We start from the raw sequence: 26,250 nt of genomic DNA on the forward strand, positions 1-26,250 counted from the left end.
CAAAAATGAAAAAGCTCCGCAAAACCCAGGCCGCGCTCAATCTACCTACACTTAAGCTCGAAGGCGGTCTGTTCCTGCCTGACCAGTTGGAAAAGGCCGCCCTCGGCAGTGGAAAATGGCAAACCGAAACTGATTACCTCATCCCTAAGGGGCTCAAGCTCAAGGACGAATACAGCCGGGCCTTCCAGATTGCCAACGCCCAGTACAAACACTTTGCTGCGCAAATCGATCGAGCGGATGTAGATGCTGCTGCGATCACGCAACACTTGGTGCTAGAGCTGTTGCGCGATGCATTCGGTTACAGCGATCTTTCGCAAGTCAAGAGCATCACCGTCGGTGAGAGGCACTACCCGGTGCAGCTACTCGCAGGCAGGCTGCCCATCGTCGTCGCACCGCACACATTGGGCTTGGATGATCCCGATGCACGCTTTGCTATCGCCGACAGTGGTAGCCGAAAAAAGTCTGCGTTCCAGCTCGCCCAAGAACTGCTTAACGCAAGCTCCGAGCACCTCTGGGCTATTGTCTGCAACGGCAAACAACTACGTCTGCTGCGAGATGCAGCCACACTCACCCGCCCAAGCTTTCTGGAAGTGGACCTGCAAGACCTACTGAGCGGTCAGCGTTATGCCGAGTTCACCAACGTCTGGCGCCTGTTGCATGCCAGCCGTGCCGGCAATGGCCTACAAAGTTGCATCTGGGAGCGTTGGCGCGAAGCAGGGCAGGAGGAAGGCACCCGTGTGCGCGACGGTCTGCGCTTGGGAGTTACCCAAGCCCTGCTCACCCTGGGCGAAGGCTTTTTGCAACACCCCAGCAACGAGGTCCTGCGCCGTGCCTTGCACGACGGCGAGCTGAGCAAGGATGCGTATTTCCAGCAATTGCTGCGCCTTATCTATCGGCTGATCTTTCTGTTCAGCGTGGAGGAGCGTGGCCTGCTGCATCCAGCAGACGAGAGTAAGGAAACTATCTCCGCCCGTCGTGCTTATTCCGAGGGGTATGCTGTATCTCGCTTGCGCGAGCTATGTTTGAAACGTCGTGCCCGCAATCGCTTCGATGACCACTGGCAAGCCCTGCGTATCGTCTTCAGGGGGTTGATCGAAGGAGAGCCACGCTTGGCCCTACCTGCCCTGGGTGGCCTGTTTGCACAAAGCCAGTGCCCGCAGCTCGATGCTGCCAGCCTGAGCAACGCTCATCTTCTGGCCGTGATGCAAAACCTGCGTTGGGCCAATCATGGCGGAACGTTGGCCCCGGTGGACTACCGCAATATGGGGCCGGAAGAACTGGGCAGCGTTTACGAGAGCCTGCTAGAACTGGTGCCGGAAATTGACCTGCCCGCCAAACAATTTGGCTTTGTCGGCTTAACCAGCGAAGGTAGCACCGCTGGCAACGCCCGTAAGCTCACCGGCAGCTATTACACGCCAGATTCTCTGGTTCAGGAGCTGATCAAGTCCGCACTCGACCCTGTAATCGAGCAGTGTTTGGCCCGCAATACCTCCAACCCGGTGGAGGCGCTACTGGCCATCCGTGTGATTGATCCGGCCTGTGGCAGTGGACACTTTCTGCTTGCCGCTGCCCGCCGTTTGGCGGAAAAACTGGCGCAACTGCAAGCATCCGAAGGGACGGTAAAACCGCAAGATTACCGTCACGCTCTGCGCGAAGTAGTCAGCCGTTGTATTTTTGGGGTGGACCGCAATCCGATGGCGCTAGAGTTGGCGCGCACCGCTTTGTGGTTGGAGGGTTTCGAAGAAGGTCGTCCTCTTGGATTTCTCGATCACCACCTGCAATGCGGCGATGCCTTGCTCGGCCTTACAGATCTGAAGGCGCTGGAGTTGGGCATCGCCAAGGAAGCGTTCAAGCCATTGAGCGGTGATGACAAAAATGTGTGCAAGATCCTCGCTAAGACCAATGCTACTGAACTAAAAGACCTGAAGAGGAAACGCGACGCACATTCTTTTGGTCAGCTTGATGTCTCCTATACAGAAGGTAGTGGGTTGGCCGCCCTGCAAACCATCGAAGCTTTGCCGCAAGACAGTTCTCAAGAGATTGCTAATAAGGAGGCCGCTTACCGCGAGTTTTTGGCGAAAGCAAAAAATAGCCGCCTAGCCTACGCTGCTGATTTAGCGCTGGGTGCATATTTATTACCCAAAACCGAGACCAATCAAGGGGCGATTCCCACCAGCGCCACTCTCTATCTCACGTTGAAAGGTGACATGCTTCCTGCCGCGAATGCCCTGCAACTCGCCGCTGCGCAAGCAGTGTGTCTAGAGTCTCGCGTACTGCACTGGCCGCTGGCTTTTCCGCAAGTGTTTGCTGCTGGCGGCTTTGATTGCGTGCTGGGCAACCCACCGTGGGAGCGCATAAAGCTGCAAGAGGAAGAGTTCTTCGCTACTCGCCACCGCGATGTCTTTGATGCAAAAAACAAGGCTGAGCGTAGTCAGCGCATCCAGTGGTTGAGTGAAGGCAAGCTGGCCAAGCTTCTTTCCCCACAACTTGAACACAGCGTGTCCGATTGCGAAGCCGAGCAGCGCTTACATGCAGAGTTCATCATTGCGCGTCGCTCGGCCGAAGCGGCTAGCCTGTTTGCCCATGTCAAGGGCGAGGACGGTGGGCGCTATCCGTTGACCGGCGTGGGCGACGTTAACACTTATGCACTATTTGCCGAAACCATCAGCCAGATTACCGCAACAAGCGGGCGTGCGGGCTTTATCGTGCCCACCGGCATTGCCACGGATGACAGTACAAAGGCTTTCTTTGCCTACCTGACCCAAGGTGAACACCTTGTCGCACTTTATTCGTTTGAGAATGAGGAGTTCATTTTTCCTGGCGTTCATCACGCGATGAAGTTCTGTCTGGTTGTTATTTCTGGCGGAAAAAACGAGAGTGGTGCGGCTGAGTTTGTCCATTTCGCACGGCAGGTTGGCTATCTCGAAAGTCCTGCACGTCGCTTCCGCTTGACTCCAGACGAGTTCCTCCTGATCAACCCCAATTCCCTAACCTGCCCGGTGTTCCGCAGCGAGAGAGATGCCGAGCTGACAAAAAAACTCTACCGTGCCGCACCTGTGCTGATCGAGGACGGTCGATCGGACGGTAATCCATGGGGCATCTCGTTTATGCGCCAACTGGACATGGCTACCGACAGCCACTTATTCCGAGACGTCGCCGCAGAAGATCGCTTGCCCCTGTACGAGGCGAAAATGATTAATTCCTTTGATCATCGGGCAGGAACATATGCCGGGCGAAACGATGATAGGGGGTTTCGGGTTCTTCCCAACCCAACCCTAAGTCAGTATCAGGATTCAGACTATTCTGTCACCCCGTTTTATTGGGTTTCCAGACAAGTTGTATTAGAGAGGTTGCCCCAGCAATGGAAACGTAACTGGTTGTTAGTTTTTAAAGATGTTACTGCGTCGACCAATGAACGAACGGTTATAGCGGCAGTCATTCCAAAAGCCGGTGTTGGACACACCGCGCCAATTATCTTTTCAATGCAATCGCCTCTGTTTACAGCCGCATTACTCGCAAATTTAAATTGTTTGGTGTTGGATTATGTGGCCAGACAGAAGGTTGGCGGTTTGCATCTGACGTACTCTTATTTGAAGCAGTTTTGTATGCTGCCGCCAGAGCGATACAGCGATGCTGATTTCAACTTTATCGCGCAGCATGTCCTAGAGCTGACTTACACAGCGCGCAATATGGAGCCGTGGGCAAAAGATCTGGGCTACAACGGTCCGCCGTTTACATTCGATCTTGATCGCCGTGCGCTGTTACGCGCTGAGCTCGATGCCTACTATGCTCGGCTTTACGACCTGACACGCGACGAACTGCGCTACATACTCGATCCTGCTGATGTGATGGGTACAGACTATCCCAGTGAAACATTTCGCGTGCTCAAGAACAACGAAACCAAGGTGTTCGGCGAGTATCGTACTCAGCGTCTGGTTTTGCGTGAGTTCGACCGAATGACTTTTGCGGAAGCCAGCGGCGAGTCCTATGTCAGTCTTCTGGTTCCACCGCCTGGACAACAGGCACAGCCAACTTATTCGGAGCGTGGCGTTATTCGCGATGAGATAGATGCTCGTTTGGCTGGCCTGCTGCTCACGCTGATTCAGAAAGCAGGGTGTTTGCAGCGTCGTAAGCTCAACGATGCCTCGCTTCTAGCGGCACGTTCTGAGTTGTTGTTGGCTTATGTAGGGGAGACGAATGCAGAAAATGTAGCGGCCTACCAAAATCAGTACGCAGGGATCTTCGAATCCACACGACTGGCAGGTGATCGGATACAGGATTGGATTCGTTATTTTGAAGCCGCTGGGCTGGTGCGGGTGGAGTCCAATCAACTCGTCGCGCTAAAGGGACAAGATATCCCTGCTCATCTGATTGTCGATACTCAAGCTGCATCGGTCGCCAGCATTCTGTTGAACGCTGTGGAACAGATGCAGCTTGGTGCCGGTGACGAAGAGATTCAGATCAGCCAACAATCAAGTAAACAAGCCTAAGCAGGGAGCGAAATGGTGCAGGAATTGATCCAGCAATTACCGGAAGTTAGGCGCAGCCCACGTTTATGGTTCGAGCGTCTGACTCTTTTTCGTGAAGCGGGTCCTGAACACGTCCTTCGCACCGTTACTTTTCAGCGTGGGCTGAATATTGTCTGGGCTAAGGAACCGGTGGCTGGTAGCGCCTCTGGAGTGCGTGCAGCAGGCCATGGAGTTGGCAAGACCTCGTTATGCCTGTTACTGCGCTTGTGTCTGGGAGATACAGCCAAGGCAGTCAGTGAGGTGCGTGAGGAGTTGTTCGGTGAGTTCCCGCAAGGTGGTGTCGCGGCCGTTCTACATGTAGAGGACCAAGTATTCACTCTGTTCCGTCATTTCAATACCTACAAGGACGGTATTGCTCTGGAGAGTGACGACATCAATGCGCTATGGGGCGAGGAAACCGGCGATACAGACCGCTCATTCATACAACACCTTTCCGACACAATGATGGCTAAGGTTACGCCAAGCGCCATTCCGGAAACAGATCAGGCTATTGAATGGCGCCACCTCTTGGCTTGGATCAGCCGCGACCAAGGTTCGCGCTTTAAGTCTTTTTTCTCTTGGCGCGAGGGCGAGGGCACGGGTTTGCAACGCAGTCGCCAGGATCCACCCATTATCATGCGTGCAGTGTTGGGTTTGCTGGATCAGGCGGAATCAAGTCTCATGAGTCGCTTGGCTGAGTTGGAAACGGACCTGGAGCTTGCGAAGAAGCAAACGGCCGCATTGCTGCATGAGCCAGTATTGATCCGCCGGCGCATTGAGTCGGACCTACGTGCTTGGCGGAATCTACCGGATAGCTTGCCGATGCACGCTGAGGATTTGTTTGCTGACTCGGTGGTAAAGGAAGTGCGTAGTGCTGCAGATAAGACAGCATCTGCATTGCAGGACTGGAATGAGCGTCAAGACGAAGCCGAACAAAATCTGGCAAAGCTGCGTGCAGAAGTAACGGAACTACAAACTCAGCTCAACAGGGCAAGCTTGGAGTACGACTATGTTGAGGCAGCAAGGGTGGGAGATGAGGACGCCTATAAAACAATTGGCGTAAAACTACTGAGGCTCACTCAACTTGCAGGGGACTGCCAAGAGGGAAATATTCCATTTTCGAAATGCCAGCACATCCAAGCAGAAGTTGAGCGCTTGCAGGTAGCTAATCTAAGAGATGAGCGTGATAAGAAAAGCCTGAATCGTGCCATGGAAGAGTCTGCATCACGGGCGGTAGCTGTACTTCAGCGTAAGAAGCAACTCGAAGTTAAACTTCAAAGTCTGGAGATGACCGAAACTGAGTTGGTTGGTAAACGCAATAAAATTCGTGAAGTTCGGGATAAGACGTCTCATGAGGCACGTCGCGGAGAAGAACTGCTTGTTGAGATGGAACGTTGGGAGAAGTCGGCAGGCTCCTTAGTTTCCCAAGCTGCTATTGATCAGTCCTGTGCCAAGTCTGACGGCATCGGGCGAGATATAAGTAGCACCCGAACTCAGTTGGCGATAGTGCAGAAAGATTTATCAAGCCGAGAAAAACGTATAGCCAGCATCATGGATCGTTTTACGGGAGAACTGCTGTCCAATGACGCGTTCGGCGCATTCGATCCCCGCGATGAAAACCGACCTTTCCGTATATCGATGCGAGGCGGTGAAGCCTACCGTGTGTTGGAGGTTCTATTGGGCGATATCGCATGCCTTATGGAAAGCGCAGGGGATGGTAGTGCGTTTCCTGGTTTGGTCATTCACGATTGCCCACGCGAAGCAGATATGAGTGCCGGGTTGTATGAGGGGTTTCTCCTATTAACCAATCGTCTGCAGAAAGCTTTTGAAGTAGGCGAGAATATCCCGTTTCAGTACATAGTGACCACGACCACACCTCCGCCAGAGGAACTGATCGGTAGCGAGCAGGTATGCTTGGTACTTGATCCGAGTTTTGACGATGGCATGCTTTTCAAACGCCGATTTTCTGAAGCGATATGAAAGCAACGAATTTCTCTCAATTGTTCAGCAAAGTTTGCCGATTACGGCTTAATTGTCGCATTTTCTCGATACAAGGATTTTTTGCGATGACGTTGACTGGAGAATCCCGAAACCGTGTGCAGCTCTTTTGCCTATTCGACCAGCACAAGCAAGCACGGATGAGGCTTCGATGAATTCTCTTGAGCGAGCCTTAATAGAGAAAATCGGCACGGACAATGGTTTTGAGCACACTCTAATTGTCGAGATGAGTAGTGTCACCCTTGCGTCGGCTCGACATCCAGCCTGTGCCACGGTAGCGGTCGTGGGTAGTGGTTTTGACATCTACTTCAAGTCAGACATGGTTTCGTTGCTTCCTGAGTTGATACGCAGCTTTCCAGTAGAACAGCAGGTCGGCGGCGGATTCAGGGTAGCCGACGAAGCAGCATTAGCGGCTTTACTGCGTCGAATTGCTAGTATATCCAGTGCACTACCTAGCCAAGCTGCAACTGGCCACGGTAAGGTTGTTGTCGAGGCGTTGTCGGCTCTGCCTGATGGTTTGGCAGGTACCGAAATTGAGCGTTTGGTACTTCTACGCGTGGGCCAGCAAAAGTTCCGCGAGTCTTTGCTTGAGTATTGGGGTAGCTCGTGTGCCGTGACGGGGGTTGCGCTGCCTGAGTTATTACGTGCCAGTCATGCCAAACCTTGGGCGGAATGTCTATCGGATTCGGAGCGGCTAGATGTTTTTAATGGATTTCTGCTTACCGCTAATTTGGACGCTTTGTTCGATAAATTTTTGATCAGCTTCGATGATCAAGGGGGGCTACTGGTATCTTCTCGCATTCCTGTTGCGGATCTACAACAGTTGGGCATTCATCCCGGGATGAGGCTGCGCTGGTTGGCTGCTGAGCACAGGAAATACTTGTGCTTCCATCGCTCGATTTATGAATCTTGCGGCGAAGTAGGAGAGGTCTAATTACACTTGTGTATATCCCATTCGTTGCCAGATCAGTAGGTTCGTGAGCCGAAAATGATATCGGGTAGCCTGGAACTACTCTTGAGGTCCGGTCAGTAAGCCGCTCAGAAACAGCGTTATATCGAATGGTTGGCACGCTCGACCTTCAATGTAAGCCGACGCCGCATCGAGCCACTTTCTCAAAAGTATGTTCGGTTTCAGCCAGCTTGATCTGTTTCACCTCATCGCGGTGAGCTCTGGGATCTATGCCCTGAGCAAGCAGCTCCCTCGCTTCAATTGCCTTCTTCCTGGCATTCGCGAGAGAAAGATCCGGATAAGGGCCAAGAGCCATGTTGATTCGATTTTTCGTCACGGGATGCCTGTAATTGAAATTCCACTGCATCGAGCGATTTACCCTCACTCGCAGTTGCAGGCCGTCCCCGTCGGTGAGGACATAATCCTTGTCTGTTGATTTGATGGCTTTGAGTTGGCGGTCAGAGAGGCGGGTGGTGTAGGCGCACATAGGCAGGGCTCCGTGCTGTTTTTAGTATTCCCAAAATTATCAGCGGGAGATTGGGAATACCATTGGGTATACCCAGGCGACCGGAACTCAAAAGTATCTGCGGATTTCAGTGGCGCCCAAACCCTTGATTTTGCTGGATTTTAGGCACAAAAAAAGACGTCCGTGGACGTCTTTAGATGATGAAGTGGTGGAGCCGGGGGATTTGAACCCCCGTCCGCCAGTACTCCGCTGTCGGTACTACATGCGTAGCCGTGTCTATTAAGTTAACCCTCAGCGACCCGACGGGCAGGGTGCTTTGGGCGAGTTGTGTAAGTTTTAGCCGCTTCGTCCACAACGTACTGCACGGCGATTCTGTTCTATATGACAATCATTTTGGGTTTACAGACATCCCCTGATGATTGCTGGACCCGAAGGTACCAGGAGTGCATGTCAGCTGCAATTAAGCAGCGAGAGCAGCACCGTATTGGTCGTCATTGGCAACTATAAGAAGTTGCAACAGTGGATTTACGACTTCTGTTACCAAGTCGGCATGCACCTAGAGTTTCGCAACCGGCGTCGAATCCTAAACGGCCCCGAGCCTGGCGCTCAGTGTGGCTTATGAGCAACAAGCCTGCGCAGTGTACGCCAAACGGCTCACAAGGCCAACCCGAAGGTTGGCCTGAGCTTCGATCAGTTGTTGGTTCCGCTGGTTTTGCGGATTTCCAGAATGGTTTGCTGGGTTTCAGCCACGCATTCGTCGATCTTGCCCTGGGCCTTGAGTGCCTGGGCTTTTTGCACACTGGCTTCTACCCGTTGATTCAGGTCGGGAGATGCCATTGCCTGGGCCTTGGCGTTGTTGATGGTTTGCAGATTGGCATCGCACAAATCGGCGGGCTTGTCGGCGGCGAACGAAGCAGACGCCATCATCGAGGCAGTAACGAACAGACCTAACAGTACAGAACGTTTCATATGAATCTCCTTGAACTGAGGGATCCAGACTTCGCTGGCCGTCAGGACGGGCAACCGAATGGAGGACAAGCCCCGATTGTTCGGGGCCTGTTCTGTGGACTGCGGTCGCTCGCAAGGGTTCTATTTTTCTTCAGAGGGCGGTAGCGGGGGCTTTTGCGCGGGTCACCCGGTCCACCAGATACACCAGGCCGTGGTAGTCGATTCCACCGTGTTGCGTCAGACCGATCTCACAGGTGCGGCTGGTGGAAATCCCCTCGCTGCATTGTTGTACCGCATCCTTGAGCGTGCGCAGGGAATAGCTGTTGAGCTCAGGTGTGGTGAAACCCTTGTCGCCGGCGAAACCGCAGCAGTGAATGCCTTCCGGAATCACCACCGTCTTGCTGCATTTGCGGGCCAGGTCGATCAGCGCCTGGCTTTCCCCCAGGTGCTGAGTGCTGCACGTGACATGAACTGCAATCGGTGCTTCCTGCGGCATGAACTCCAGACGATCCATCAGATGCGTACGGATGAATCGGACAGGGTCATACAGATCCAGGCGAACATTTCCCACATCCTGCACCAGCCGCAACGTGCAGGGGCTGGTGTCGCAATAGATCGGATCGAGCCCGCCGCGACTGGCCTGGAGCAATGCGCCGATCAGCTCCTGACGCTTGTGCTCGGCCTGTTCGGCATAGCCCTTTGACGCGAAAGGCTGGCCGCAGCAGAGGTTGTCCAGATTGTCCGGGAACACCACCTGATAACCGGCCTTTTCCAGCAGGCCACGGGTTTTGTCGTACAGCGACATCTGCTCCTTGTCGCCCGCCGCCGGCCCCATCACTCGCGAGACGCAGGCCGCCAGATACACAACGCGCGGACGTTCATCCGACACGGCCGGGCTGAAGCGAATGGCTTTTTCCGGCTGCGGCATCGCGTTGGTCCACAGCGGCACCTGACCTTTAGACAGCCGCGTCAGGGTCGCCGAAAGCTTCGCCAGACGAGGTGCACCCAACAACATCCGCGCTCCATTGGCCACATGCAGGGTGAAACGCGCACCTTGCAGGGTGGTGGCGAAATTTCCTTCGATCAAGTTGGCGGTTTTCGTATGGGTGGCGTGACGGCCGCGAAGCTTTTTCACCAGCTCGCCGGTGTTGATGCCTACAGGGCAGCGTTGCGCACATAAGCCGGTCGCGGCGCAGGTATCGATGCCTTGGTAGTCGTAGGCTTTTTCCAGTTCGGTGGTGTCGATTCCGGCGCGCTTTCGCGCCTGAATATCGCGCCAGATCACGATGCGCTGGCGCGGGCTCAGGGTCAGGCCTTTCGAGGGGCAGACCGGCTCGCAGAAACCGCACTCGATGCATTTATCCACAATCTCGTCGGCCGCCGGCAGCGGTTTCAGGTGCTTGAGGTGAATCTGCGGGTCTTCGCTGAGGACCACGTCCGGATTGAGAATGCCGTTGGGGTCGAGCAGGCGTTTGAGCTGCCACATCAACTGATAGGCGTCACTGCCCCATTCCAGTTCGACGAAGGGCGCCATGTTGCGTCCGGTGCCGTGTTCCGCCTTCAGCGAACCGCCGAACTCCACGGCCACCAGTTGCGCCACGTCGTCCATGAACGCCTGATAGCGTGCGACTTCTTCCGCGCTGTTGAAGCCTTGGGTGAAGACGAAGTGCAGATTGCCTTCCAGCGCGTGTCCGAAAAGGATCGCTTCGTCGTAGTGATGTTTGTCGAACAGCTCGATCAGACGGTTCACGCCGATCGCCAGTTGTTCCACCGGGAAGGTGACGTCTTCGATGATCACCGTGGTGCCGGTCTTGCGCACGGCCCCGACGGCTGGGAAGGTGTCTTTGCGGATCGCCCAGAGGCGGGCGTTTTCGACCGGGTCTTCGGTGAAGTCGACCTGTTTTTCCACCGGAAAGGCGCTGAGCGACGCCATGATCTGCGCCAGTTGTTCCTGCAGCAAAGTGGAAGAGGCGGCGCGGGATTCGATCAAGAGCGCGCAGGCATTGTTCGACAGCTGCTGTACGAAAGCCGGCATGCCGGGTTTGTCCTGCACCGAGCGCAGGCTGCGGCGGTCGAGCAGTTCCACGGCGGACACCGGTTGGCTTTTCAGCACGGTGACGGCGTTGCAGCAGGTTTCCACATCCGGGAAAACGATCAGCGCCGAGGCCTTGTTCGGGTGGTCGATCACCGTGTCGTAGGTCACGGCGCTGATGAAGCCGAGAGTGCCTTCGGAGCCCACCAGCAAGTGACTCAAGATATCCACAGGCTCATCGAAATCCACCAGGGCGTTGAGCGACAGGCCGGTGGTATTTTTCAGACGGTATTTGTGGCGGATTCGCGCGGCCAGTTCGGCATTGGCGCGGGTCTCGCGGCCCAAAGTCGCCAGACGTTCCAGCAATTCACCGTGGCTGACTCGAAACGCCGCAACACTGGCAGCATCTTCGGTATCCAGACGTGTGCCGTCGGCCAGCACCAGACGAATTCCTGCCAGCGTGTGATAGGTGTTTTGCGCGGTGCCGCAGCACATGCCGCTGGCGTTGTTGGCGACGATGCCGCCGATCTTGCAGGCGTTGATCGACGCCGGATCCGGACCGATCTTGCGCCCGAATGGCGCCAGCCATGCGTTGGCCTGGGCACCGATCACGCCCGGTTGCAGGCGGATTTGCGTACCTTGTCCTCGGATCTCGCGGGCGTTCCAGTTATCCCCAAGCACGATCAGCACCGAATCGCTGATCGCCTGGCCGGAGAGGCTGGTGCCGGCGGCGCGGAAGGTCACCGGGACCTGATCGCGCTGGGCCAGTTTCAGCAGTGCCACCACTTCATCTTCGGACTCGACGCGGATCACCAGTTGCGGAATCAACCGGTAGAAGCTGGCGTCGGTGCCGAAGGCCAGGGTCGACAGCGGATCGTCGAAACGGCGTTCGGCAGGAATCAGTTGCTGCGCATCGCGCAGGAAAGTCGCCGGTAAGGTCATTGGTCCTCCAGGATCAACACCACCAGGTCTTTCGGGCCGTGGGCGCCGTAAGCCAGGACTTGTTCGATGTCGGCGGTTTTCGACGGGCCGGACACCAGCAGCGCATTGGTCGGCATGCCTTGGGACCACTCGAATTCCTGCTGCACCTGATAGAAGTTGTCGCGGATCTGGCTGGCCTTGAGCAGGGCGAAATGCACCGGCGGTACCAGGCTCATCAGCCGTGGTTCTTCGCGGGTCGGCCACAGAATCAGGCTGCCGGTGGCGGCAATCGCGCCGAGGGTGCCGGTCAGGCTGGCCGGGGTGTCGTTGAACAACTCGGCTTTCCACTCTTCCATCGGGCGGTCGTAGGACTTCAGCGCCGGCAGATCAGGATTGTTCGCCCAATGTTGTGTGATCCGTTGCCCGTGGGGCGTCGTCGGTGCGATCAGCAGGCTCGGCAACTGGCGGTCGCGCAGCAATTGCGCCAGCAGCGCCGGCCAGCCATCAGCGGAAGTCAGGTGGATTTCGGTGTGCACCGCTTCCATCAGTTTGCGCAGTTGCGGGATGCGTTGTTCGGCGCTGTAGGTGTAAGGCTGGGTCACCAGATCGACATCGAAGTTGTCGGCAATCGGCGTGGTGCCGGTCAGACTTTTGCGCAACTTGCCGAGGATATTTTGCTTGGCGCTCATCAACGGTCTCCTTGTTTGGCCAGGTGTTCGCGAGCCATGTCATGCAATGAGCGGGCGGCGGGTTTCGGTGCGCTGTGGTTCTGCGTCCACGGGCCGACGTTGTTTGGCGCCAGGGCGCGCAGGCGTGTGGCGAAAAAAGCAAACATTCGATACAGGGTCGGCGAGCTGTTGAGCTTCGCCCAGGCGTTCCAGATGAAACGTTCCTTGCGCGAATACTTGCTGCCCTGACCGCGCATCACTTGATGAGGACTGTCGGGGGCTTTGACGTTCTCTTCGCGTAGGCGGCGCAGCAGTGCGGGAATAGGAATTTTTACCGGACACACTTCACCGCAGGCTCCGCACAACGAAGACGCACTCGGGTGATCCGGGACTTTCGCCAGGCCGACCATGTGCGGGGTGATGATTTTGCCGATCGGGCCGGGGTAAACCTCGCCGTAGGTATGGCCGCCGACGCGGGTGTAGACCGGGCAATGGTTCATGCAGGCGCCGCAGCGGATGCAGTTCAGGGTCTGGCGCAATTCACTGTCGGCAAAGGCCTGGCTGCGACCGTTGTCGAGCAGTACCAGATGCACTTCCTGCGGGCCGTCGAGTTCGTGTTCCTTGCGCGGGCCGGAGATCATGTTGACGTAGGTGGTGATCGGAATGCCCAGCGCCGAGCGGGTCAGCAATGACAGCAGCGGCACCACGTCGCGCAGGTTTTCCACGACTTTTTCGATGCCGGTGACGGCGATGTGCACCGGCGGCACGGTGGTGGTCATGCGGCCGTTGCCTTCGTTTTCCACCAGCAGCAGGGTGCCGGTTTCGGCCACCGCGAAGTTGACGCCGGAGACGCCGATGTCCGCTTCGAAGAATTTCTGCCGCAGGACCCTGCGACCGATCTGAATGAGTTGGTCAACGTCCTTGGTATATTCCACGCCAAGTTTGTTATGGAACAAGGACGCGACCTGACCGGCATTCTTGTGGATTGCCGGCATGATTATGTGTGAAGGCTTCTCGTGGTCGAGCTGGACGATGTACTCCCCCATGTCGGACTCCAGACATTCAATGTCCCGAGCCTCGAGGAAATGGTTCATCTCCATCTCTTCGCTGACCATCGATTTGCCCTTGATCACTTGCCGCGCCTCGTGAGCGCGGATGATCGAAAGGACGATGCCATTGGCCTCGTCCACCGTTTCCGCCCAGTGCACTGTCACACCGTTGCGGGTCAGGTTCTGTTCCAGTTGCTCGAGCAGGTCGGGCAACTTGGAGAGCGCGCGGGCACGGATTGCATTGCCCAGTTCACGCAGATGTTCTCTTTCGTGGGCATCGCTGAAAGCCGCTGCCCGCTTGGTCATCAATGAATCCATCGCGGTGCGGAAATTGTTCCGTAACTGCGAATCGCCCAGGGCGTTGTGCGCCCGGGTGCGGAAATCTTCTTCTACGGCAACCGTAGGAATAATCGTGGAAGTGCTCATCGCGCACCTCCGGTTCGTTGCCAGAGAAAGCTCGCCAGGTGTTGCCCGCGCAGCGCTTCCTTCTGTTTTTCCAGCGAGCCGTTGATGTTCATCAAGCAGCCGCAGTCGGCACTGAGTACCTGATGCGCGCCGGATTCCTTCAACGCCCGGGTCTTGTCAGCCACCATCGCGCCGGAAATGTCTGGCATACGGACGCTGAATGTCCCACCGAAGCCACAGCATTCGCTTTCGTGATCGTGGTTGACCCGTTCCACGTTGCTCAACTGCGCCAACAACTCGCGGCCGTGCAGGTGGGTGTTCATTTCCCGTCGCGCCGAACACGAGGTGTGCAGCGCCACTTTCACCGGCTCGCCGCTGTCCTTGAGCTGCACCTTGCAGACGAACAGCAGAAACTCGGCCAATTCATAGGTGCGGGCCGCGAGGGCCTGAACCAGTTTCAACGTTTCCGGCTCGTCCTTGAACAAGTCGGCATAATGCTCGCGGATCATCCCGGCGCAGGAGCCCGACGGCACCACCACCGGATAATCCCCGGCAAACAGCGCCAGTTGCGAGCGTGCCACCGTCCGTGCCTGCTCGGTGTAACCCGAGGTGTAGGCCGGTTGTCCGCAGCAGCTCTGCCCTTGCGGGTAGTCGACCCGGATGCCTTCGCGTTCCAGCAAGTGGATCGCGTCCATCCCGGCTTCCGGGTAGAACAGGTCGACCACGCACGTGCCGAACAGGTAAACCCGCGACGGTTTCTCGCTGGGGTATTGCCGGGGTTCGGGCAGTGGCGGTGCGACGCGAGTGGCGTTGGGCACAGCGTTGTAAAAAAGCTCGCTCATCAGGCGTGTCTCCGGGTGGGCCCGGTTATCCGTCTGTTGAGGCTGCCGAATATAGAGCGCGTTGCTTTCAGCAGCCTTACAGACCGGGTTGTGAATTGCTGACGCCGGAATCACGAACCGGCGTCGGTTATTTCCATGTCGCTTGTAGTCTTAATGCACCAGCATGCCGGTGAACCAGTAGGCCTGAGCCAAAGTGATCAGGCCGACGATCGTGGCAAAGAATAGGCTGTGCTTGAGGGTGAAGCGGAACAGATCGGATTCCTTGCCCACCAGACCGGTCGCGGCGCAGGCCACGGCGATCGATTGTGGCGAGATCATCTTGCCGGTCACGCCGCCGCTGGTATTGGCCGCCACCAGCAAGGTGTCGTTGACCCCGATCTGGTGCGCGGTGGTCGCTTGCAGCGAACTGAACAGGGCGTTGGACGAAGTATCGGAGCCGGTCAGGAACACGCCGAGCCAGCCGAGAAACGGCGAGAAGAACGGGAACGCTGCGCCAGTACCGGCCAGCACCAGAGCCATGGTCGAGGACATGCCGGAATAGTTGGTGACGAAGGCAAACGCCAGCACCATGCCGATCGACAGGATCGGCCAGCGCAGTTCGTAGAAGGTCTCTTTCAAAGTGGTCAGACCAGTTTTGAAATTGATCTTCAGCACCAGCATCGAGATCAGCGCGGAGAAGAAAATCGCCGTGCCGGTCGCGGAAATCGGGTCGAGTTTGAACACGGCCGGAATCGCGGTCGGAGCAGCAACAATCGGTGCGGTTTTGATCACCAGTTGATCGAGGTGCGGAATCGCGAAGTTGAACACCCAGGCGTACATCGAACCGCCGGCAGCGAACATGGCTTTGAAAGGCTTGAGGGTCCAGATGGTCACCAGCACGGTGAGGATCAGGAACGGAGACCACGCCTTGAAAATTTCCCCAAGGCTGTAAGGCGAAGCGACGGTGGTGCGCTTCTGGCCGAAACCGCCGACGCTGGCAGTCACCACCGAAGCGGAAACAGCACCGGCAATGTGCTGTCCGGCGGCACGTTTCGGCTGCCAGACCTTCAGGAACAGGGTTAGCGAAATCAGGCTGGCCAGGGCCGACGTTATGTCCGGCAGTTCCGGGCCGATGAAGTTCGAAGTGAAGTATTGGGTGACGGCGAAGCTCAGGCCGGCAACCAGTGCGGCTGGCCAGGTTTCACGCACGCCGCGCAGGCCGTCCATCATGAACACCAGCCAGAACGGCACGAACAGCGACAGTAGCGGTAGCTGGCGGCCGGTCATGGCGCCGATCTTGAACGCGTCGATGCCGGTGACTTGCCCGGCCACGATGATCGGAATACCCAGCGCGCCGAACGCCACCGGTGCGGTGTTGGCAATCAGGCACAGGCCTGCGGCGTATAGCGGGTTGAAGCCCAGGCCAACCAGCAGCGCAGCGGTAATCGCCACTGGCGCGCCGAAACCGGCGGCACCTTCCAGGAATGCACCGAAGCAGAAACCGATCAGCAGCACCTGCAGGCGCTGGTCGTCAGTGATCGACAGCACCGAGCTGCGGATGACCTCGAACTGACCACTCTTGACCGTCAGTTTGTACAGGAACACCGCCGCCACAATGATCCAGGCAATCGGCCACAGACCATAGGCGAAACCATATCCGGCGGCGGCGAACGCCATGTCGACCGGCATCTGGAACGCGAAGATCGCTACGGCGATGGCCAGGGCGAGCGTGATGCTGCCGGCCACATGACCTTTGAGGCGGAACACCGCCAGGGCGAGGAAGAAGAAAACGATGGGGATGACGGCCGCGAGTGCGGACACGCCGAGACTGCCGAGCGGGCTGTATAGCTGTTGCCAGGTTTGCATATGGGGTGGCCCCTAATTGTTGTTGGTCAGGCACTGTCAGCGTTCTTGGTTAATTGGTAAGACCAATTTACAATCGCTGTTGGCTAGGGTAAAAGCCTTGATATCGGTGTGTCAATTTGCCGCCCTAAAACTTTTGTCGAATCACCGGTGCAGAGCTCGATCTGATCCGGTCGCCCAAGTGTCATCTGGCAGGTGTCGGCAACGCGCCGATAGGCCAGAATAGAGAGCCCGGCGAGCGGTCGGGATGGTGGAGAGTTGAGTGATGGGGTTTGATCAGATACGTCAGCGCCGTTTGTCTGACGACATTGTCGAGCGACTGGAAGGGATGATTCTCGAAGGCACGCTGAAGTCCGGCGAACGTCTGCCGGCCGAGCGGGCACTGGCGGAGCAGTTCGGCGTTTCCCGGCCCTCGTTGCGTGAGGCGATTCAGAAGCTTGCGGCCAAGGGCTTGCTGGTCAGCAAGCAGGGCGGCGGCAACTATGTCGTGGAAAGCCTCGGTTCGACGTTCAGCGATCCGCTGCTGCAATTGCTTGAAAGCAATCCCGAGGCGCAGCGCGATCTGCTGGAATTTCGCCACACGCTGGAGGCATCGTGTGCCTATTACGCGGCCTTGCGCGCCACGGATGTGGATCGCGAGCGGCTGACGGCTGCATTTGAACAGTTACAGGACTGCTATTCGCGTCATGATGAAGTGAGCCGGGCGGAAGAGGGCGCGGCGGATGCGAAATTCCATCTGGCGATTGCCGAAGCCAGTCATAACGCGGTGTTGCTGCACACCATTCGCGGGCTGTTCGACCTGCTCAAGCGCAATGTGGTGACCAACATCGGCGGCATGTACAAGCAGCGCACGGAAACCCGCGACATGCTGATCACGCAGCATCGGGAGTTGTATCTGGCGATTATCGAGGGGCGCGCGGAACAGGCGCGTGAGGTGTCCAGCCGACACATACTGTATGTGCAGGAAGTGCTGGAAGAGGTGCGGCAGGAAGTGCAACGCATGGCTCGCGCCGAGCGGCGCAAAGGGATGTAGGCATGACCGTTCCCGTGCCGGGCGCGGGAACGGTCATTCGGGCAGAAGAATCAGTCTTCCTTGCCCTTGTTGCGCACCGCACGCTGCAACTCGCGACCGGCGTCGCGTTCGCGTTCGGTATCACGCTTGTCGTATTCCTTCTTGCCCTTGCCCAGCGCGATCTCGCACTTGACCATGTGCTTGCTCCAGTACCAGGACAGGCACACGCAGGCGTAACCCTTTTGCTGCACGGCGGCGGCGAGCTTGTCCAGCTCGCGGCGGTTGAGCAGCAGCTTGCGGGTACGCACCGGGTCGGCAATGACGTGGGTGCTGGCGGTCATCAGAGGCGTGATGTGGCTGCCGAGCAACCAGGCTTCGCCATCCTTGAGCAACACGTAACTGTCGACCAGTTGCAGTTTGCTTGCCCGCAGACTTTTTACTTCCCAGCCGGCCAGGACCAGACCAGCCTCGAACTTGTGCTCGATGAAGTAATCGTGTCGCGCCTTTTTGTTTTGCGCGATGGTCCCTGTTGGGTGTTTCTTCTGTTTAGCCATAGGGGCGGCATTATATGGAGATAAACGGCTGTCGGCTACGGTGATGCTGCGTGCTTGAGCAGGTTGAGTGAATCCCGGACAATGCGGCCTCTTTTTCTAACGCTTGGGCGTGATAAACGATGTCGACAGACAAGGTTTCTGTCCACGGCAGTTGGGCTAGCCGCTGGGTTTTCATATTCGCCGCGACCGGTTCGGCCGTGGGATTGGGCAGCATCTGGAAATTCCCCTACATGGTCGGGGTCTACGGTGGCGGCGCCTTCGTGCTGATGTTTCTGGCGTGTATCGCGCTGATCGGCATCCCGGTGATGCTCGCCGAAACCCTGATCGGACGGCGTGCCCGTCAGAGTCCGGCGAATGCCCTGAAGGTGCTGGCGCTGGAAGCCGGGCACTCTGGCAAATGGTCATGGGGCGCGTTCGCCGGGATGATCACGGCGTTGCTGATCCTGTCTTTCTATAGTGTGGTCGGCGGCTGGTCGCTGGATTACATCATTGATATGGGGCGCGGGGACTTCCAGGGCGCGACGGCCGATCAGGTCGGGGCGTACTTCGGTAATGTCATCGCCGACCCGTGGCGCATCACGCTGTGGCATACGGTTTTCATGCTGCTGTCGGCTGTGGTGATCGCCAAGGGCGTGGTCGCCGGGCTCGAGCGCAGCCTGCGGATCATGATGCCGCTGCTGTTCGTGATGGTGCTGGTGCTGCTGGGTTACAGCATGACCACCGGGCATTTCATGGAAGGCGTGCACTTCATGTTCGACTTCCACCCGGAAAAAGTCCTCGACGGCTTGCTGCCGGCCATGGGCCACGCGTTCTTCTCGCTGAGCGTGGGCGTGGGTTCGATCATGATCTACGGCGCCTACATGACCAAGGAAGCCTCGCTGTCAGGTACGGTCGTGGGTGTGGCGCTGCTCGATACCTTTGTTTCGTTGGTGGCCGGTCTGGCCTTGTTTCCGATTGTGTTCGCCGGTGGTTTGAATCCGAGCGAAGGCCCGGGGCTGATGTTCGTCAGCCTGCCATTTGCTTTCGGTAACGTGCTTTTCGGCCAGTTGATGGGCGTGGTGTTCTTCGTTCTGGTGGCCATTGCCGCCTGGAGCTCGGCAATTTCCCTGCTGGAGCCGATGGTCGCCTATCTGGTCGAGCGGACTAAAATCAGTCGTGCCTGGGTGACATTCTGGTTGGCGTTCACCTGCTGGTTCGTCGGCCTGGGCACGGTGTTTTCCTTCAATATCTGGAAGGAAGCCAAATTTTTCGTGAACGATGGCGGGGTGTTCCATCTCTACCAATGGGGTGCGGCCGGTGGCCTGGACTTCTTTGGCGTGATCGACTTCTTCACCTCGCGGATCATGTTGCCACTCGGCGGACTGTGCTTCGTGCTGTTTGCCGGTTGGGTGATGGGGCGTGAAGCGGTGCGTGACGAATTGTCGATTCGCAGCCCGGCGCTGTTCGCCCTGTCTCTATTCTTGATGCGCTATGTGGCGCCCATCGGCATTCTTGTAGTGTTTGCCGCCCAGCTCTGGAAGTGACGCTTACATGACGACACATATTCAACGATCGGCGCTGCTGCCTTACCCGGCGCAATTTCTCTACGACCTGGTCAATGACGTGGCGCGCTACCCCGAGTTTTTGCCGTGGTGTTCGTCTGCTGAAGTCCTGGAAAGCTCGCCTGAGCATATGCGCGCTAGTGTCGGTGTGGCCAAGGGCGGTCTCAGTCAGCACTTCGTGACGCGCAATACGCTGGTGCCGGGGCAGTCGATTGAAATGAACCTGGAGGAGGGGCCGTTCAATCAGTTGCATGGCGTCTGGGTGTTCAAGGCGCTGAACGAGAAGGCCTGCAAGATCAGTCTGGATCTGTCTTTCGACTACGCCGGGCCGCTGGTTCGCGCGACGCTCGGTCCTTTGTTCAATCAGGCGGCCAATACGCTGGTGGATGCGTTCTGCCAGCGTGCCAAGCAGATGCATGGTTGAGCCGGTGATCGAAATCGAAGTGGTGTATGCCGCCGTTGATCGTCAGGTGTTGCGTGTAATCAGTGTCGCTGAGGGTACAACAGTGCGTGCGGCGCTGATGGCGTCCGGGATTGATGCTGAATTTCCGGAGCTGGATCTGAAGAGTTGTCCTTTGGGGATCTTCGGCAAAGTGATTGCTGATCCGGATGCTCGACGGGTTCAGGAGGGCGATCGCATCGAGATCTATCGGCCACTGTTGGCTGATCCGAAAGAAGTGCGTCGTCTGCGCGCTGCCAAGGCTGCCGAGGCCAAGGCGCGAAATCAGTAGGCTGGCCAAACGGCAGGCAATAAAAAACCCGGAATTTCCGGGTTTTTTATTGCGTCGCAAATTATTGCGGCGAGGTGTCCAGCGGTTCTGGCGTTGGAACCGGAACGGTTTCCACACCATCGACGTCCTTCTGGATCTGATCCAGCAAGGAGCCTGGCTTGGCCGGTTTTTCCGGTTTCGGCTGCTCGACGTTTTCAGCAGGAGCGGTCACGCTGGTGCCACTGTCCTTGCCGAGAATGGCTTCGTCACGGCTGACGCCCGGCATGAAGTCACCGGACAGGCTGACAAGGCGGTCATTCGAGTCGAAAATGACACTCATGCGTTCCTGCTGGCGTTCACCGCCACCAGGTTGCAGGCTGTACAGATAATCCCAGCGGTTGGCATGGAACGTGTCGGCAAGCAGAGGGTTACCCATGATAAACCGTACTTGCGGCCGGGTCATTCCCGGGCGTAACTGGTCTATCATGTCCTGCGTGACGACATTGCCCTGCTGGATGTCGATTTTGTAAACCCCGGGGAATGAACAACCGGCGAGTGCGAGCAGTCCCACAAAGGTGAAACTGGTTAGCAAGAGCTTGGTGTTTTGCATCGGTGGGCGACTTCCACTATCTTGGCTGGGACAACGTAAACGCCGATCATACCCGCATTAAGAGAAGCTGCGAAGCAGCATCGCGAGAAAGCTGACCATGGTTGAAAATAGCGAACTACGCAAAGCCGGCCTCAAAGTGACCCTGCCACGGGTCAAGATCCTGCAAATGCTCGACTCTACAGAGCAGCGTCACATGAGTGCCGAGGACGTCTACAAGGCGTTGATGGAAGCTGGCGAGGACGTCGGTCTGGCCACGGTTTACCGTGTTCTGACCCAGTTCGAAGCGGCTGGCCTCGTGGTCCGTCACAACTTCGACGGCGGCCACGCGGTATTCGAATTGGCCGACGGTGGCCACCACGACCATATGGTCAACGTGGAATCCGGTGAGGTCATCGAATTCGTCAGTACCGAAATCGAAAAACTCCAGAAGGCAATCGCCGAGGAGCACGGTGTCGAGTTGGTGGATCACAACCTGGTGCTGTACGTACGCAAGAAAAAGTAAGCATGTCGCGCGAATTTCAGGTTCGCGAAACGAGCGAAGGCGACCCAAGGGTCGCCTTCGTGCTTTCTGTGGTGCTTAAACCTTTGTGGTAACGACCATCTTTTTCGCGTGCGCCAAAGACTCTTTGGTCAGATCGATGCCGCCAAGCATCCGCGCGACTTCTTCTATACGGTCATTCTTGCTCAGCTTCGAAACGGCCGTGTGAGTGGCCTGCTCGCCTCGAACCTTGTGCACGAACAGATGCTGATGTCCCTGAGCCGCGACTTGCGGCAAGTGCGTGACGGTCAGTACCTGTCCGCGATCCCCGAGGCGACGCAACAACTGGCCGACGATTTCGGCCGTCGGACCGCCAATGCCCACGTCCACTTCGTCGAACACCAGCGTAGGTACGCGAGAGGTCTGGGCGGTAATCACCTGGATGGCCAGGCTGATCCGTGACAGCTCACCGCCGGACGCCACTTTGGCCAGTGCCTTCAAGGGTTGGCCCGGGTTGGCGCTGACCAGCAGCTCGACCTGCTCCAGGCCATTGGGCTGCAGTTCGCTGCTGTTGTTGGCGCGCAATTCGATGGTGAAGCGACCGCCGGGCATGCCCAGGCGCTGAATCTCTTGCTCCACCGCGCTGGCCAGACTGCCGGCCGCCTGATGGCGCAGCTCGCTCAGCTCCCGGGCCTTTTCCTGATAGTGGCGGGCATAGGATGCGAGTTCTTCGGCGAGGCGTTCGATGGATTCATCATTGGCGTCGAGGGCTTCGATTTCGTCGAGCAGCTTCTGCTGCATCTCTGCCACTTCTGTCGGCTGAATGCGGTGTTTGCGTGCCAGCGTGTAGATGGAATCCAGACGTTCTTCCAGATATTGCAGGCGCGCCGGATCGGCATCGAAGTTGTCGAGAAAGCGATTGAGTTCGCCGACGGCTTCTTCGACCTGGATCTGCGCGCTGGTCAGCAGGCTGCTCGCTTCACCCAGCGCGCCGACCGAGTTGTTCACGCTCGACAGGCGATTGAGGCTGGCCGTCAGGGCATTCAGGACGTTGCCGGAATCGCTTTCGCTACATTGCTCGACCACTTGTCGGCAGATGCCGAGCAGGGTTTCGGCGTTGGTCAGGTTCTTGTGTTCCTGCTCCAGTTCTTCCAGCTCGTTTTCGCCGAGGCCGAGGTTTTCCAGTTCTTCGAGCTGGTAGCTGAGCAACTGATGGCGCGCGCGCTGTTCGTCGCCGGAATTGGAAAGGCGTTCCAGCTCCTGGCGGGTCTGGCGCCAGCGCTGGGCGGCCAGGTGAACCTGGCGCGCCAGATCGGTGGCCCCGGCGTACTCGTCGAGCAGGCGTCGGTGGGTATCGGTCTTGAGCAGGGATTGGTGTTCGTGCTGGCTGTGGATATCGATCAGCAGCTCGCCGAGCGCCTTGAGGTCGCCGAGCGGGCAGGGCGTGCCATTTATATAGCCGCGTGAGCGACCTTCGGAAGTGATGACCCGGCGCAGGATGCAAGGGCCGTCGATTTCCAGGTCGCGTTCCGCCAGCCAGGCGCTGGCCTCGGGGATGTCGGCCAGATCGAAGGTCGCCAGGATATCGGCCTTGTCGGCGCCCGGTCGAACCACGCCGCTGTCGGCGCGATCACCGAGCGTCAGGCCCAGGGCGTCGAGCATGATCGACTTGCCGGCGCCGGTTTCCCCGGTAATCACGCTCATGCCGCGATCGAGTTCGAGATCGAGATGTTCAACGATGGCGTAGTTGTGTACGGACAGGTGCACCAGCATAAAGGCCGCTCCCAGGCTTCAGGTCTGGTTATTTATACAGTGTTTTGTTTCAGGCTGACAATGCCCTCGCTTAGCTCGATGGGGATGATCCGATCAAATGCTTGTCGCGCCCGGGAATGACAATGCAGCACTTTTTTGTAGGGTTAATCGTTGTCAGCCCTTGAAGCCTGATTTTGCGGCCCCATATACCGGGGCAGAAGCGCGAATCGAACTCGCGGACGATATTGAAAGGAGAATTCTATGGCTGACGAACAGACAGTAGATACGCAACCAGAAGCCAATCAGGCGCCCGAGACTTCGGGTGATGACCTGGCGACCCGTGTACAAGTGCTCGAAGAGCAATTGGCCGCCGCGCAGGATCAATCGCTGCGCGTAGCTGCCGATCTGCAGAACGTCCGCCGCCGTGCCGAGCAGGACGTCGAAAAGGCGCACAAGTTTGCGCTGGAAAAATTCGCAGGCGACCTGCTGCCGATCGTCGACAGCCTGGAGCGCGGCCTCGAGCTGTCGAACCCGGATGACGAGAGCATCCGTCCGATGCGAGAAGGCATCGAGCTGACTCTGAAAATGTTTCACGACACCCTCGCGCGCTATCAGCTTGTCGCTGTAAGCCCGCAGGAAGGTGAGCCGTTCAACGCCGTGGAACATCAGGCAATGGCCATGCAGGAAAGTGCAGACCTGGAGCCGAACAGCGTTCTGAAAGTGTTCCAGAAGGGCTACCAGCTCAACGGTCGCCTGTTGCGTCCGGCGATGGTCGTGGTCAGCAAGGCGCCGGCGCCAGTTTCGCCTTCGATTGACGAGAAGGCTTGAAATTAGCCGCAAGGCCCCCATTTACAAGTCAAGCGTTTAAGTATTACCGCAGTCAGCCACCACTGCTGCGGCAAAAAAATCCAAAGTTTCGGGAGAGTGAACATGGGCAAAATTATCGGTATCGACCTGGGGACTACCAACTCCTGCGTCTCCGTGCTGGAAAACGGCGTAGCCAAAGTTATTGAGAACGCTGAAGGCGCGCGTACCACGCCGTCGATCATCGCTTACGCCAACGATGGTGAAATCCTGGTGGGTCAGTCCGCCAAGCGTCAGGCTGTGACCAACCCGCACAACACACTGTTCGCGGTGAAGCGCCTGATCGGCCGCCGCTTCGACGAAGAAGTCGTGCAGAAAGACATCAAGCTGGTGCCTTACAAGATCGTCAAGGCCGACAACGGTGACGCCTGGGTCGAGGCTTCCGGCAAGAAGATGGCTCCGCCGCAAATCAGCGCCGAAGTCTTGAAGAAGATGAAGAAGACCGCTGAAGACTACCTCGGCGAAGCAGTGACCGAAGCGGTGATCACCGTTCCGGCCTACTTCAACGACAGCCAGCGTCAGGCGACTAAAGATGCCGGTCGCATTGCTGGTCTGGACGTAAAACGTATTATCAACGAACCAACCGCAGCTGCTCTGGCTTACGGCATGGACAAGGCCAAGGGCGATCACACTGTGATCGTTTACGACCTGGGTGGTGGTACCTTCGACGTTTCCGTGATCGAAATCGCTGAAGTTGACGGCGAACACCAGTTTGAAGTACTGGCCACCAACGGTGATACCTTCCTGGGTGGTGAAGACTTCGACATGCGTCTGATCGACTACCTCGTCGACGAATTCAAAAAAGAGTCCGGCATGGACCTGAAGAACGACCCTCTGGCCTTGCAGCGTCTGAAAGAAGCCGCTGAGAAAGCCAAGATCGAGCTGTCTTCTTCGCAGTCGACCGACGTCAACCTGCCGTACATCACAGCAGATGCGACTGGTCCTAAGCACCTGAACGTGAAGATCTCTCGTGCCAAGCTCGAGTCGCTGGTCGAAGATCTGGTGAACCGTACCATCGAGCCATGCCGTATTGCTCTGAAGGACGCCGGTATCGACGCCAGCAAAATTGACGACGTGATTCTGGTTGGTGGTCAGACTCGTATGCCGCTGGTGCAGAAGGCAGTTACCGATTTCTTCGGTAAGGAAGCACGTAAAGACGTGAACCCGGACGAAGCCGTTGCCATGGGTGCTGCCATCCAGGGTGCCGTTCTGGCCGGTGACGTGAAAGACGTTCTGCTGCTCGACGTCAGCCCGCTGACCCTGGGTATCGAAACCATGGGTGGCGTGATGACCGCGCTGATCGAGAAAAACACCACGATTCCTACCAAGAAATCGCAAGTGTTCTCGACTGCCGACGACAACCAGGGCGCCGTGACCATTCACGTCCTGCAAGGCGAGCGCAAGCAAGCCGCACAGAACAAGTCCCTGGGCAAGTTCGACCTGGCCGAAATTCCACCAGCTCCACGCGGTGTGCCACAGATCGAAGTGACCTTCGACATCGACGCCAACGGCATCCTGCACGTAGGTGCGAAGGACAAGGCTACCGGCAAGACCCAGTCGATCGTGATCAAGGCCAACTCCGGTCTGTCCGACGAAGAAATCGAGCGCATGGTGCGTGACGCCGAGGCAAATGCCGAGGAAGACCGCAAGTTCGAAGAGCTGGCCGCTGCCCGTAACCAGGGTGATGCACTGGTTCACTCGACTCGCAAGATGATCGCTGACGCTGGCGACAAAGTGACTGCAGAAGAGAAGACTGCAATCGAAGCGGCCGTGGTTGCCCTGGAAGCCGCCGTCAAAGGCGACGACAAGGCTGCCATCGACGCCAAGGTTGAAGAGCTGTCGAAAGTCTCTGCGCCGGTTGCCCAGAAGATGTACGCCGAACAGGCTCAGCCTGCTGAAGGCGCGGCACCGCACGACGAGAAAGCTGAAAAGGCTGACGATGTTGTCGATGCCGAGTTCGAAGAAGTCAAAGACCACAAGTAAGTTGTTGGTCGGCCGGTTGACTGCCTTTGGGCACTGACTGGTAGGATGTCGCCGCGCGGGAGCTTGCTCCCGCGTTGGCGTATCTGGAATACGCGAATTTTTACAGCATGCGACAAGG

19 protein-coding genes, 1 other RNA gene and 1 pseudogene are annotated in these 26,250 nt (G+C 57.4%); 10 read left to right on the forward strand and 11 right to left on the reverse strand.

Annotated features, from left to right (window positions below):
- The first annotated feature begins 5 nt into the window (after positions 1–5).
- The 3 genes from LOY31_RS03835 to LOY31_RS03845 all read left to right on the forward strand — a co-directional run bounded on the left by LOY31_RS03835 (position 6) and on the right by LOY31_RS03845 (position 7,440).
- Positions 6–4,490 carry an Eco57I restriction-modification methylase domain-containing protein gene (locus tag LOY31_RS03835; RefSeq protein WP_258712878.1) on the forward strand — a complete coding sequence of 1,495 codons (4,485 nt, stop codon included), beginning with the start codon at positions 6–8 and terminating at the stop codon, positions 4,488–4,490.
- 12 nt (positions 4,491–4,502) lie between these two features.
- Positions 4,503–6,488, forward strand: a complete 1,986-nt coding sequence (locus LOY31_RS03840; protein ID WP_258712879.1) for a hypothetical protein — start codon at positions 4,503–4,505, stop codon at positions 6,486–6,488.
- A 169-nt stretch (positions 6,489–6,657) separates the two neighbouring features.
- A complete protein-coding gene (locus LOY31_RS03845; protein ID WP_258712880.1) occupies positions 6,658–7,440 on the forward strand; it encodes an HNH endonuclease in 783 nt (260 codons plus the stop codon).
- A 169-nt stretch (positions 7,441–7,609) separates the two neighbouring features.
- Here LOY31_RS03845 and LOY31_RS03850 read toward each other — a convergent pair.
- From LOY31_RS03850 to LOY31_RS03885, 8 genes and pseudogenes are all read right to left on the reverse strand, one after another.
- Positions 7,610–7,942 (reverse strand): annotated as a pseudogene (locus tag LOY31_RS03850) (integrase arm-type DNA-binding domain-containing protein); the annotation flags it as partial.
- A gap of 185 nt (positions 7,943–8,127) precedes the next feature.
- Positions 8,128–8,516, reverse strand: a transfer-messenger RNA (tmRNA) gene (gene ssrA / locus LOY31_RS03855).
- Positions 8,517–8,611: 95 nt separating this feature from the next.
- Positions 8,612–8,890 (reverse strand): hypothetical protein, encoded by a 279-nt coding sequence (locus tag LOY31_RS03860; RefSeq protein WP_007953788.1) that lies wholly within the window; start codon positions 8,888–8,890, stop codon positions 8,612–8,614.
- Between the two features lie 130 nt (positions 8,891–9,020).
- A complete protein-coding gene (locus LOY31_RS03865) occupies positions 9,021–11,843 on the reverse strand; it encodes an FAD-binding and (Fe-S)-binding domain-containing protein (RefSeq protein WP_258712881.1) in 2,823 nt (940 codons plus the stop codon).
- The gene (locus LOY31_RS03870; RefSeq protein WP_258712882.1) at positions 11,840–12,511 is read right to left on the reverse strand and encodes a lactate utilization protein C; all 672 of its coding nucleotides are present in this window, start codon (positions 12,509–12,511) and stop codon (positions 11,840–11,842) included. The genes LOY31_RS03865 and LOY31_RS03870 overlap by 4 nt, the downstream gene beginning before the upstream one ends.
- Positions 12,511–13,965: a LutB/LldF family L-lactate oxidation iron-sulfur protein gene (locus LOY31_RS03875; protein ID WP_258712883.1), complete on the reverse strand. Its 1,455-nt coding sequence runs from the start codon at positions 13,963–13,965 to the stop codon at positions 12,511–12,513. Before LOY31_RS03875 ends, LOY31_RS03870 begins: the two co-directional genes overlap by 1 nt.
- Positions 13,962–14,786: a (Fe-S)-binding protein gene (locus tag LOY31_RS03880; RefSeq protein ID WP_258712884.1), complete on the reverse strand. Its 825-nt coding sequence runs from the start codon at positions 14,784–14,786 to the stop codon at positions 13,962–13,964. Before LOY31_RS03880 ends, LOY31_RS03875 begins: the two co-directional genes overlap by 4 nt.
- Before the next feature lie 150 nt (positions 14,787–14,936).
- Positions 14,937–16,631, reverse strand: a complete 1,695-nt coding sequence (locus LOY31_RS03885) for a lactate permease LctP family transporter (RefSeq protein WP_127796885.1) — start codon at positions 16,629–16,631, stop codon at positions 14,937–14,939.
- Positions 16,632–16,893: 262 nt separating this feature from the next.
- Here LOY31_RS03885 and LOY31_RS03890 point away from each other — a divergent pair, with 262 nt between their 5' ends.
- Positions 16,894–17,661: an FCD domain-containing protein gene (locus LOY31_RS03890; protein WP_258712885.1), complete on the forward strand. Its 768-nt coding sequence runs from the start codon at positions 16,894–16,896 to the stop codon at positions 17,659–17,661.
- Between the two features lie 50 nt (positions 17,662–17,711).
- Here LOY31_RS03890 and smpB read toward each other — a convergent pair whose 3' ends face one another.
- The gene (smpB, locus tag LOY31_RS03895; protein WP_007953781.1) at positions 17,712–18,194 is read right to left on the reverse strand and encodes an SsrA-binding protein SmpB; all 483 of its coding nucleotides are present in this window, start codon (positions 18,192–18,194) and stop codon (positions 17,712–17,714) included.
- Between the two features lie 119 nt (positions 18,195–18,313).
- Between smpB and LOY31_RS03900 the strand changes: the two genes are divergently transcribed.
- From LOY31_RS03900 to LOY31_RS03910, 3 genes are read left to right on the forward strand one after another with little or no spacing between them, the layout of a single operon-like run.
- The gene (locus tag LOY31_RS03900) at positions 18,314–19,717 is read left to right on the forward strand and encodes a sodium-dependent transporter (protein WP_007953780.1); all 1,404 of its coding nucleotides are present in this window, start codon (positions 18,314–18,316) and stop codon (positions 19,715–19,717) included.
- A 7-nt stretch (positions 19,718–19,724) separates the two neighbouring features.
- Positions 19,725–20,159 carry a type II toxin-antitoxin system RatA family toxin gene (locus tag LOY31_RS03905; protein ID WP_003221509.1) on the forward strand — a complete coding sequence of 145 codons (435 nt, stop codon included), beginning with the start codon at positions 19,725–19,727 and terminating at the stop codon, positions 20,157–20,159.
- Positions 20,152–20,466, forward strand: a complete 315-nt coding sequence (locus LOY31_RS03910) for an RnfH family protein (protein ID WP_085608030.1) — start codon at positions 20,152–20,154, stop codon at positions 20,464–20,466. The genes LOY31_RS03905 and LOY31_RS03910 overlap by 8 nt, the downstream gene beginning before the upstream one ends.
- A 61-nt stretch (positions 20,467–20,527) precedes the next feature.
- On the opposite strand, the gene LOY31_RS03915 is transcribed toward LOY31_RS03910, so the two are convergent.
- Positions 20,528–21,055 carry an outer membrane protein assembly factor BamE gene (locus LOY31_RS03915; protein ID WP_007953775.1) on the reverse strand — a complete coding sequence of 176 codons (528 nt, stop codon included), beginning with the start codon at positions 21,053–21,055 and terminating at the stop codon, positions 20,528–20,530.
- A 97-nt stretch (positions 21,056–21,152) separates the two neighbouring features.
- Here LOY31_RS03915 and fur point away from each other — a divergent pair, with 97 nt between their 5' ends.
- On the forward strand, positions 21,153–21,557 hold the full coding sequence (gene fur, locus LOY31_RS03920; RefSeq protein WP_007953774.1) for a ferric iron uptake transcriptional regulator: 405 nt from the start codon (positions 21,153–21,155) through the stop codon (positions 21,555–21,557).
- A gap of 75 nt (positions 21,558–21,632) precedes the next feature.
- On the opposite strand, the gene recN is transcribed toward fur, so the two are convergent.
- A complete protein-coding gene (gene recN, locus LOY31_RS03925) occupies positions 21,633–23,306 on the reverse strand; it encodes a DNA repair protein RecN (protein ID WP_258712886.1) in 1,674 nt (557 codons plus the stop codon).
- Between the two features lie 240 nt (positions 23,307–23,546).
- On the opposite strand from recN, the gene grpE reads away from it, so the two are divergent.
- Complete coding sequence (grpE, locus tag LOY31_RS03930) at positions 23,547–24,113, forward strand: nucleotide exchange factor GrpE (RefSeq protein WP_258712887.1); 567 nt, start codon at positions 23,547–23,549, stop codon at positions 24,111–24,113.
- Positions 24,114–24,215: 102 nt separating this feature from the next.
- Positions 24,216–26,132 carry a molecular chaperone DnaK gene (dnaK, locus tag LOY31_RS03935; RefSeq protein WP_258712888.1) on the forward strand — a complete coding sequence of 639 codons (1,917 nt, stop codon included), beginning with the start codon at positions 24,216–24,218 and terminating at the stop codon, positions 26,130–26,132.
- Positions 26,133–26,250 lie beyond the last annotated feature (118 nt).

It is taken from the genome of Pseudomonas sp. B21-021 (assembly GCF_024749205.1).
Taxonomy (GTDB): Bacteria; Pseudomonadota; Gammaproteobacteria; order Pseudomonadales; family Pseudomonadaceae; genus Aquipseudomonas; species Aquipseudomonas paraglycinae.

Coding starts and splice junctions, on each gene's coding strand:
- LOY31_RS03885 (WP_127796885.1), bottom strand. CDS start 16,631: ATGCAAACCTGGCAACAGCTATACAGCCCGCTCGGCAGTCTCGGCGTG.
- LOY31_RS03890 (WP_258712885.1), top strand. CDS start 16,894: ATGGGGTTTGATCAGATACGTCAGCGCCGTTTGTCTGACGACATTGTC.
- recN (WP_258712886.1), bottom strand. CDS start 23,306: ATGCTGGTGCACCTGTCCGTACACAACTACGCCATCGTTGAACATCTC.
- fur (WP_007953774.1), top strand. CDS start 21,153: ATGGTTGAAAATAGCGAACTACGCAAAGCCGGCCTCAAAGTGACCCTG.
- LOY31_RS03880 (WP_258712884.1), bottom strand. CDS start 14,786: ATGAGCGAGCTTTTTTACAACGCTGTGCCCAACGCCACTCGCGTCGCA.
- LOY31_RS03865 (WP_258712881.1), bottom strand. CDS start 11,843: ATGACCTTACCGGCGACTTTCCTGCGCGATGCGCAGCAACTGATTCCT.
- smpB (WP_007953781.1), bottom strand. CDS start 18,194: ATGGCTAAACAGAAGAAACACCCAACAGGGACCATCGCGCAAAACAAA.
- LOY31_RS03860 (WP_007953788.1), bottom strand. CDS start 8,890: ATGAAACGTTCTGTACTGTTAGGTCTGTTCGTTACTGCCTCGATGATG.
- grpE (WP_258712887.1), top strand. CDS start 23,547: ATGGCTGACGAACAGACAGTAGATACGCAACCAGAAGCCAATCAGGCG.
- LOY31_RS03910 (WP_085608030.1), top strand. CDS start 20,152: ATGGTTGAGCCGGTGATCGAAATCGAAGTGGTGTATGCCGCCGTTGAT.
- dnaK (WP_258712888.1), top strand. CDS start 24,216: ATGGGCAAAATTATCGGTATCGACCTGGGGACTACCAACTCCTGCGTC.
- LOY31_RS03900 (WP_007953780.1), top strand. CDS start 18,314: ATGTCGACAGACAAGGTTTCTGTCCACGGCAGTTGGGCTAGCCGCTGG.
- LOY31_RS03875 (WP_258712883.1), bottom strand. CDS start 13,965: ATGAGCACTTCCACGATTATTCCTACGGTTGCCGTAGAAGAAGATTTC.
- LOY31_RS03835 (WP_258712878.1), top strand. CDS start 6: ATGAAAAAGCTCCGCAAAACCCAGGCCGCGCTCAATCTACCTACACTT.
- LOY31_RS03905 (WP_003221509.1), top strand. CDS start 19,725: ATGACGACACATATTCAACGATCGGCGCTGCTGCCTTACCCGGCGCAA.
- LOY31_RS03870 (WP_258712882.1), bottom strand. CDS start 12,511: ATGAGCGCCAAGCAAAATATCCTCGGCAAGTTGCGCAAAAGTCTGACC.
- LOY31_RS03840 (WP_258712879.1), top strand. CDS start 4,503: ATGGTGCAGGAATTGATCCAGCAATTACCGGAAGTTAGGCGCAGCCCA.
- LOY31_RS03845 (WP_258712880.1), top strand. CDS start 6,658: ATGAATTCTCTTGAGCGAGCCTTAATAGAGAAAATCGGCACGGACAAT.
- LOY31_RS03915 (WP_007953775.1), bottom strand. CDS start 21,055: ATGCAAAACACCAAGCTCTTGCTAACCAGTTTCACCTTTGTGGGACTG.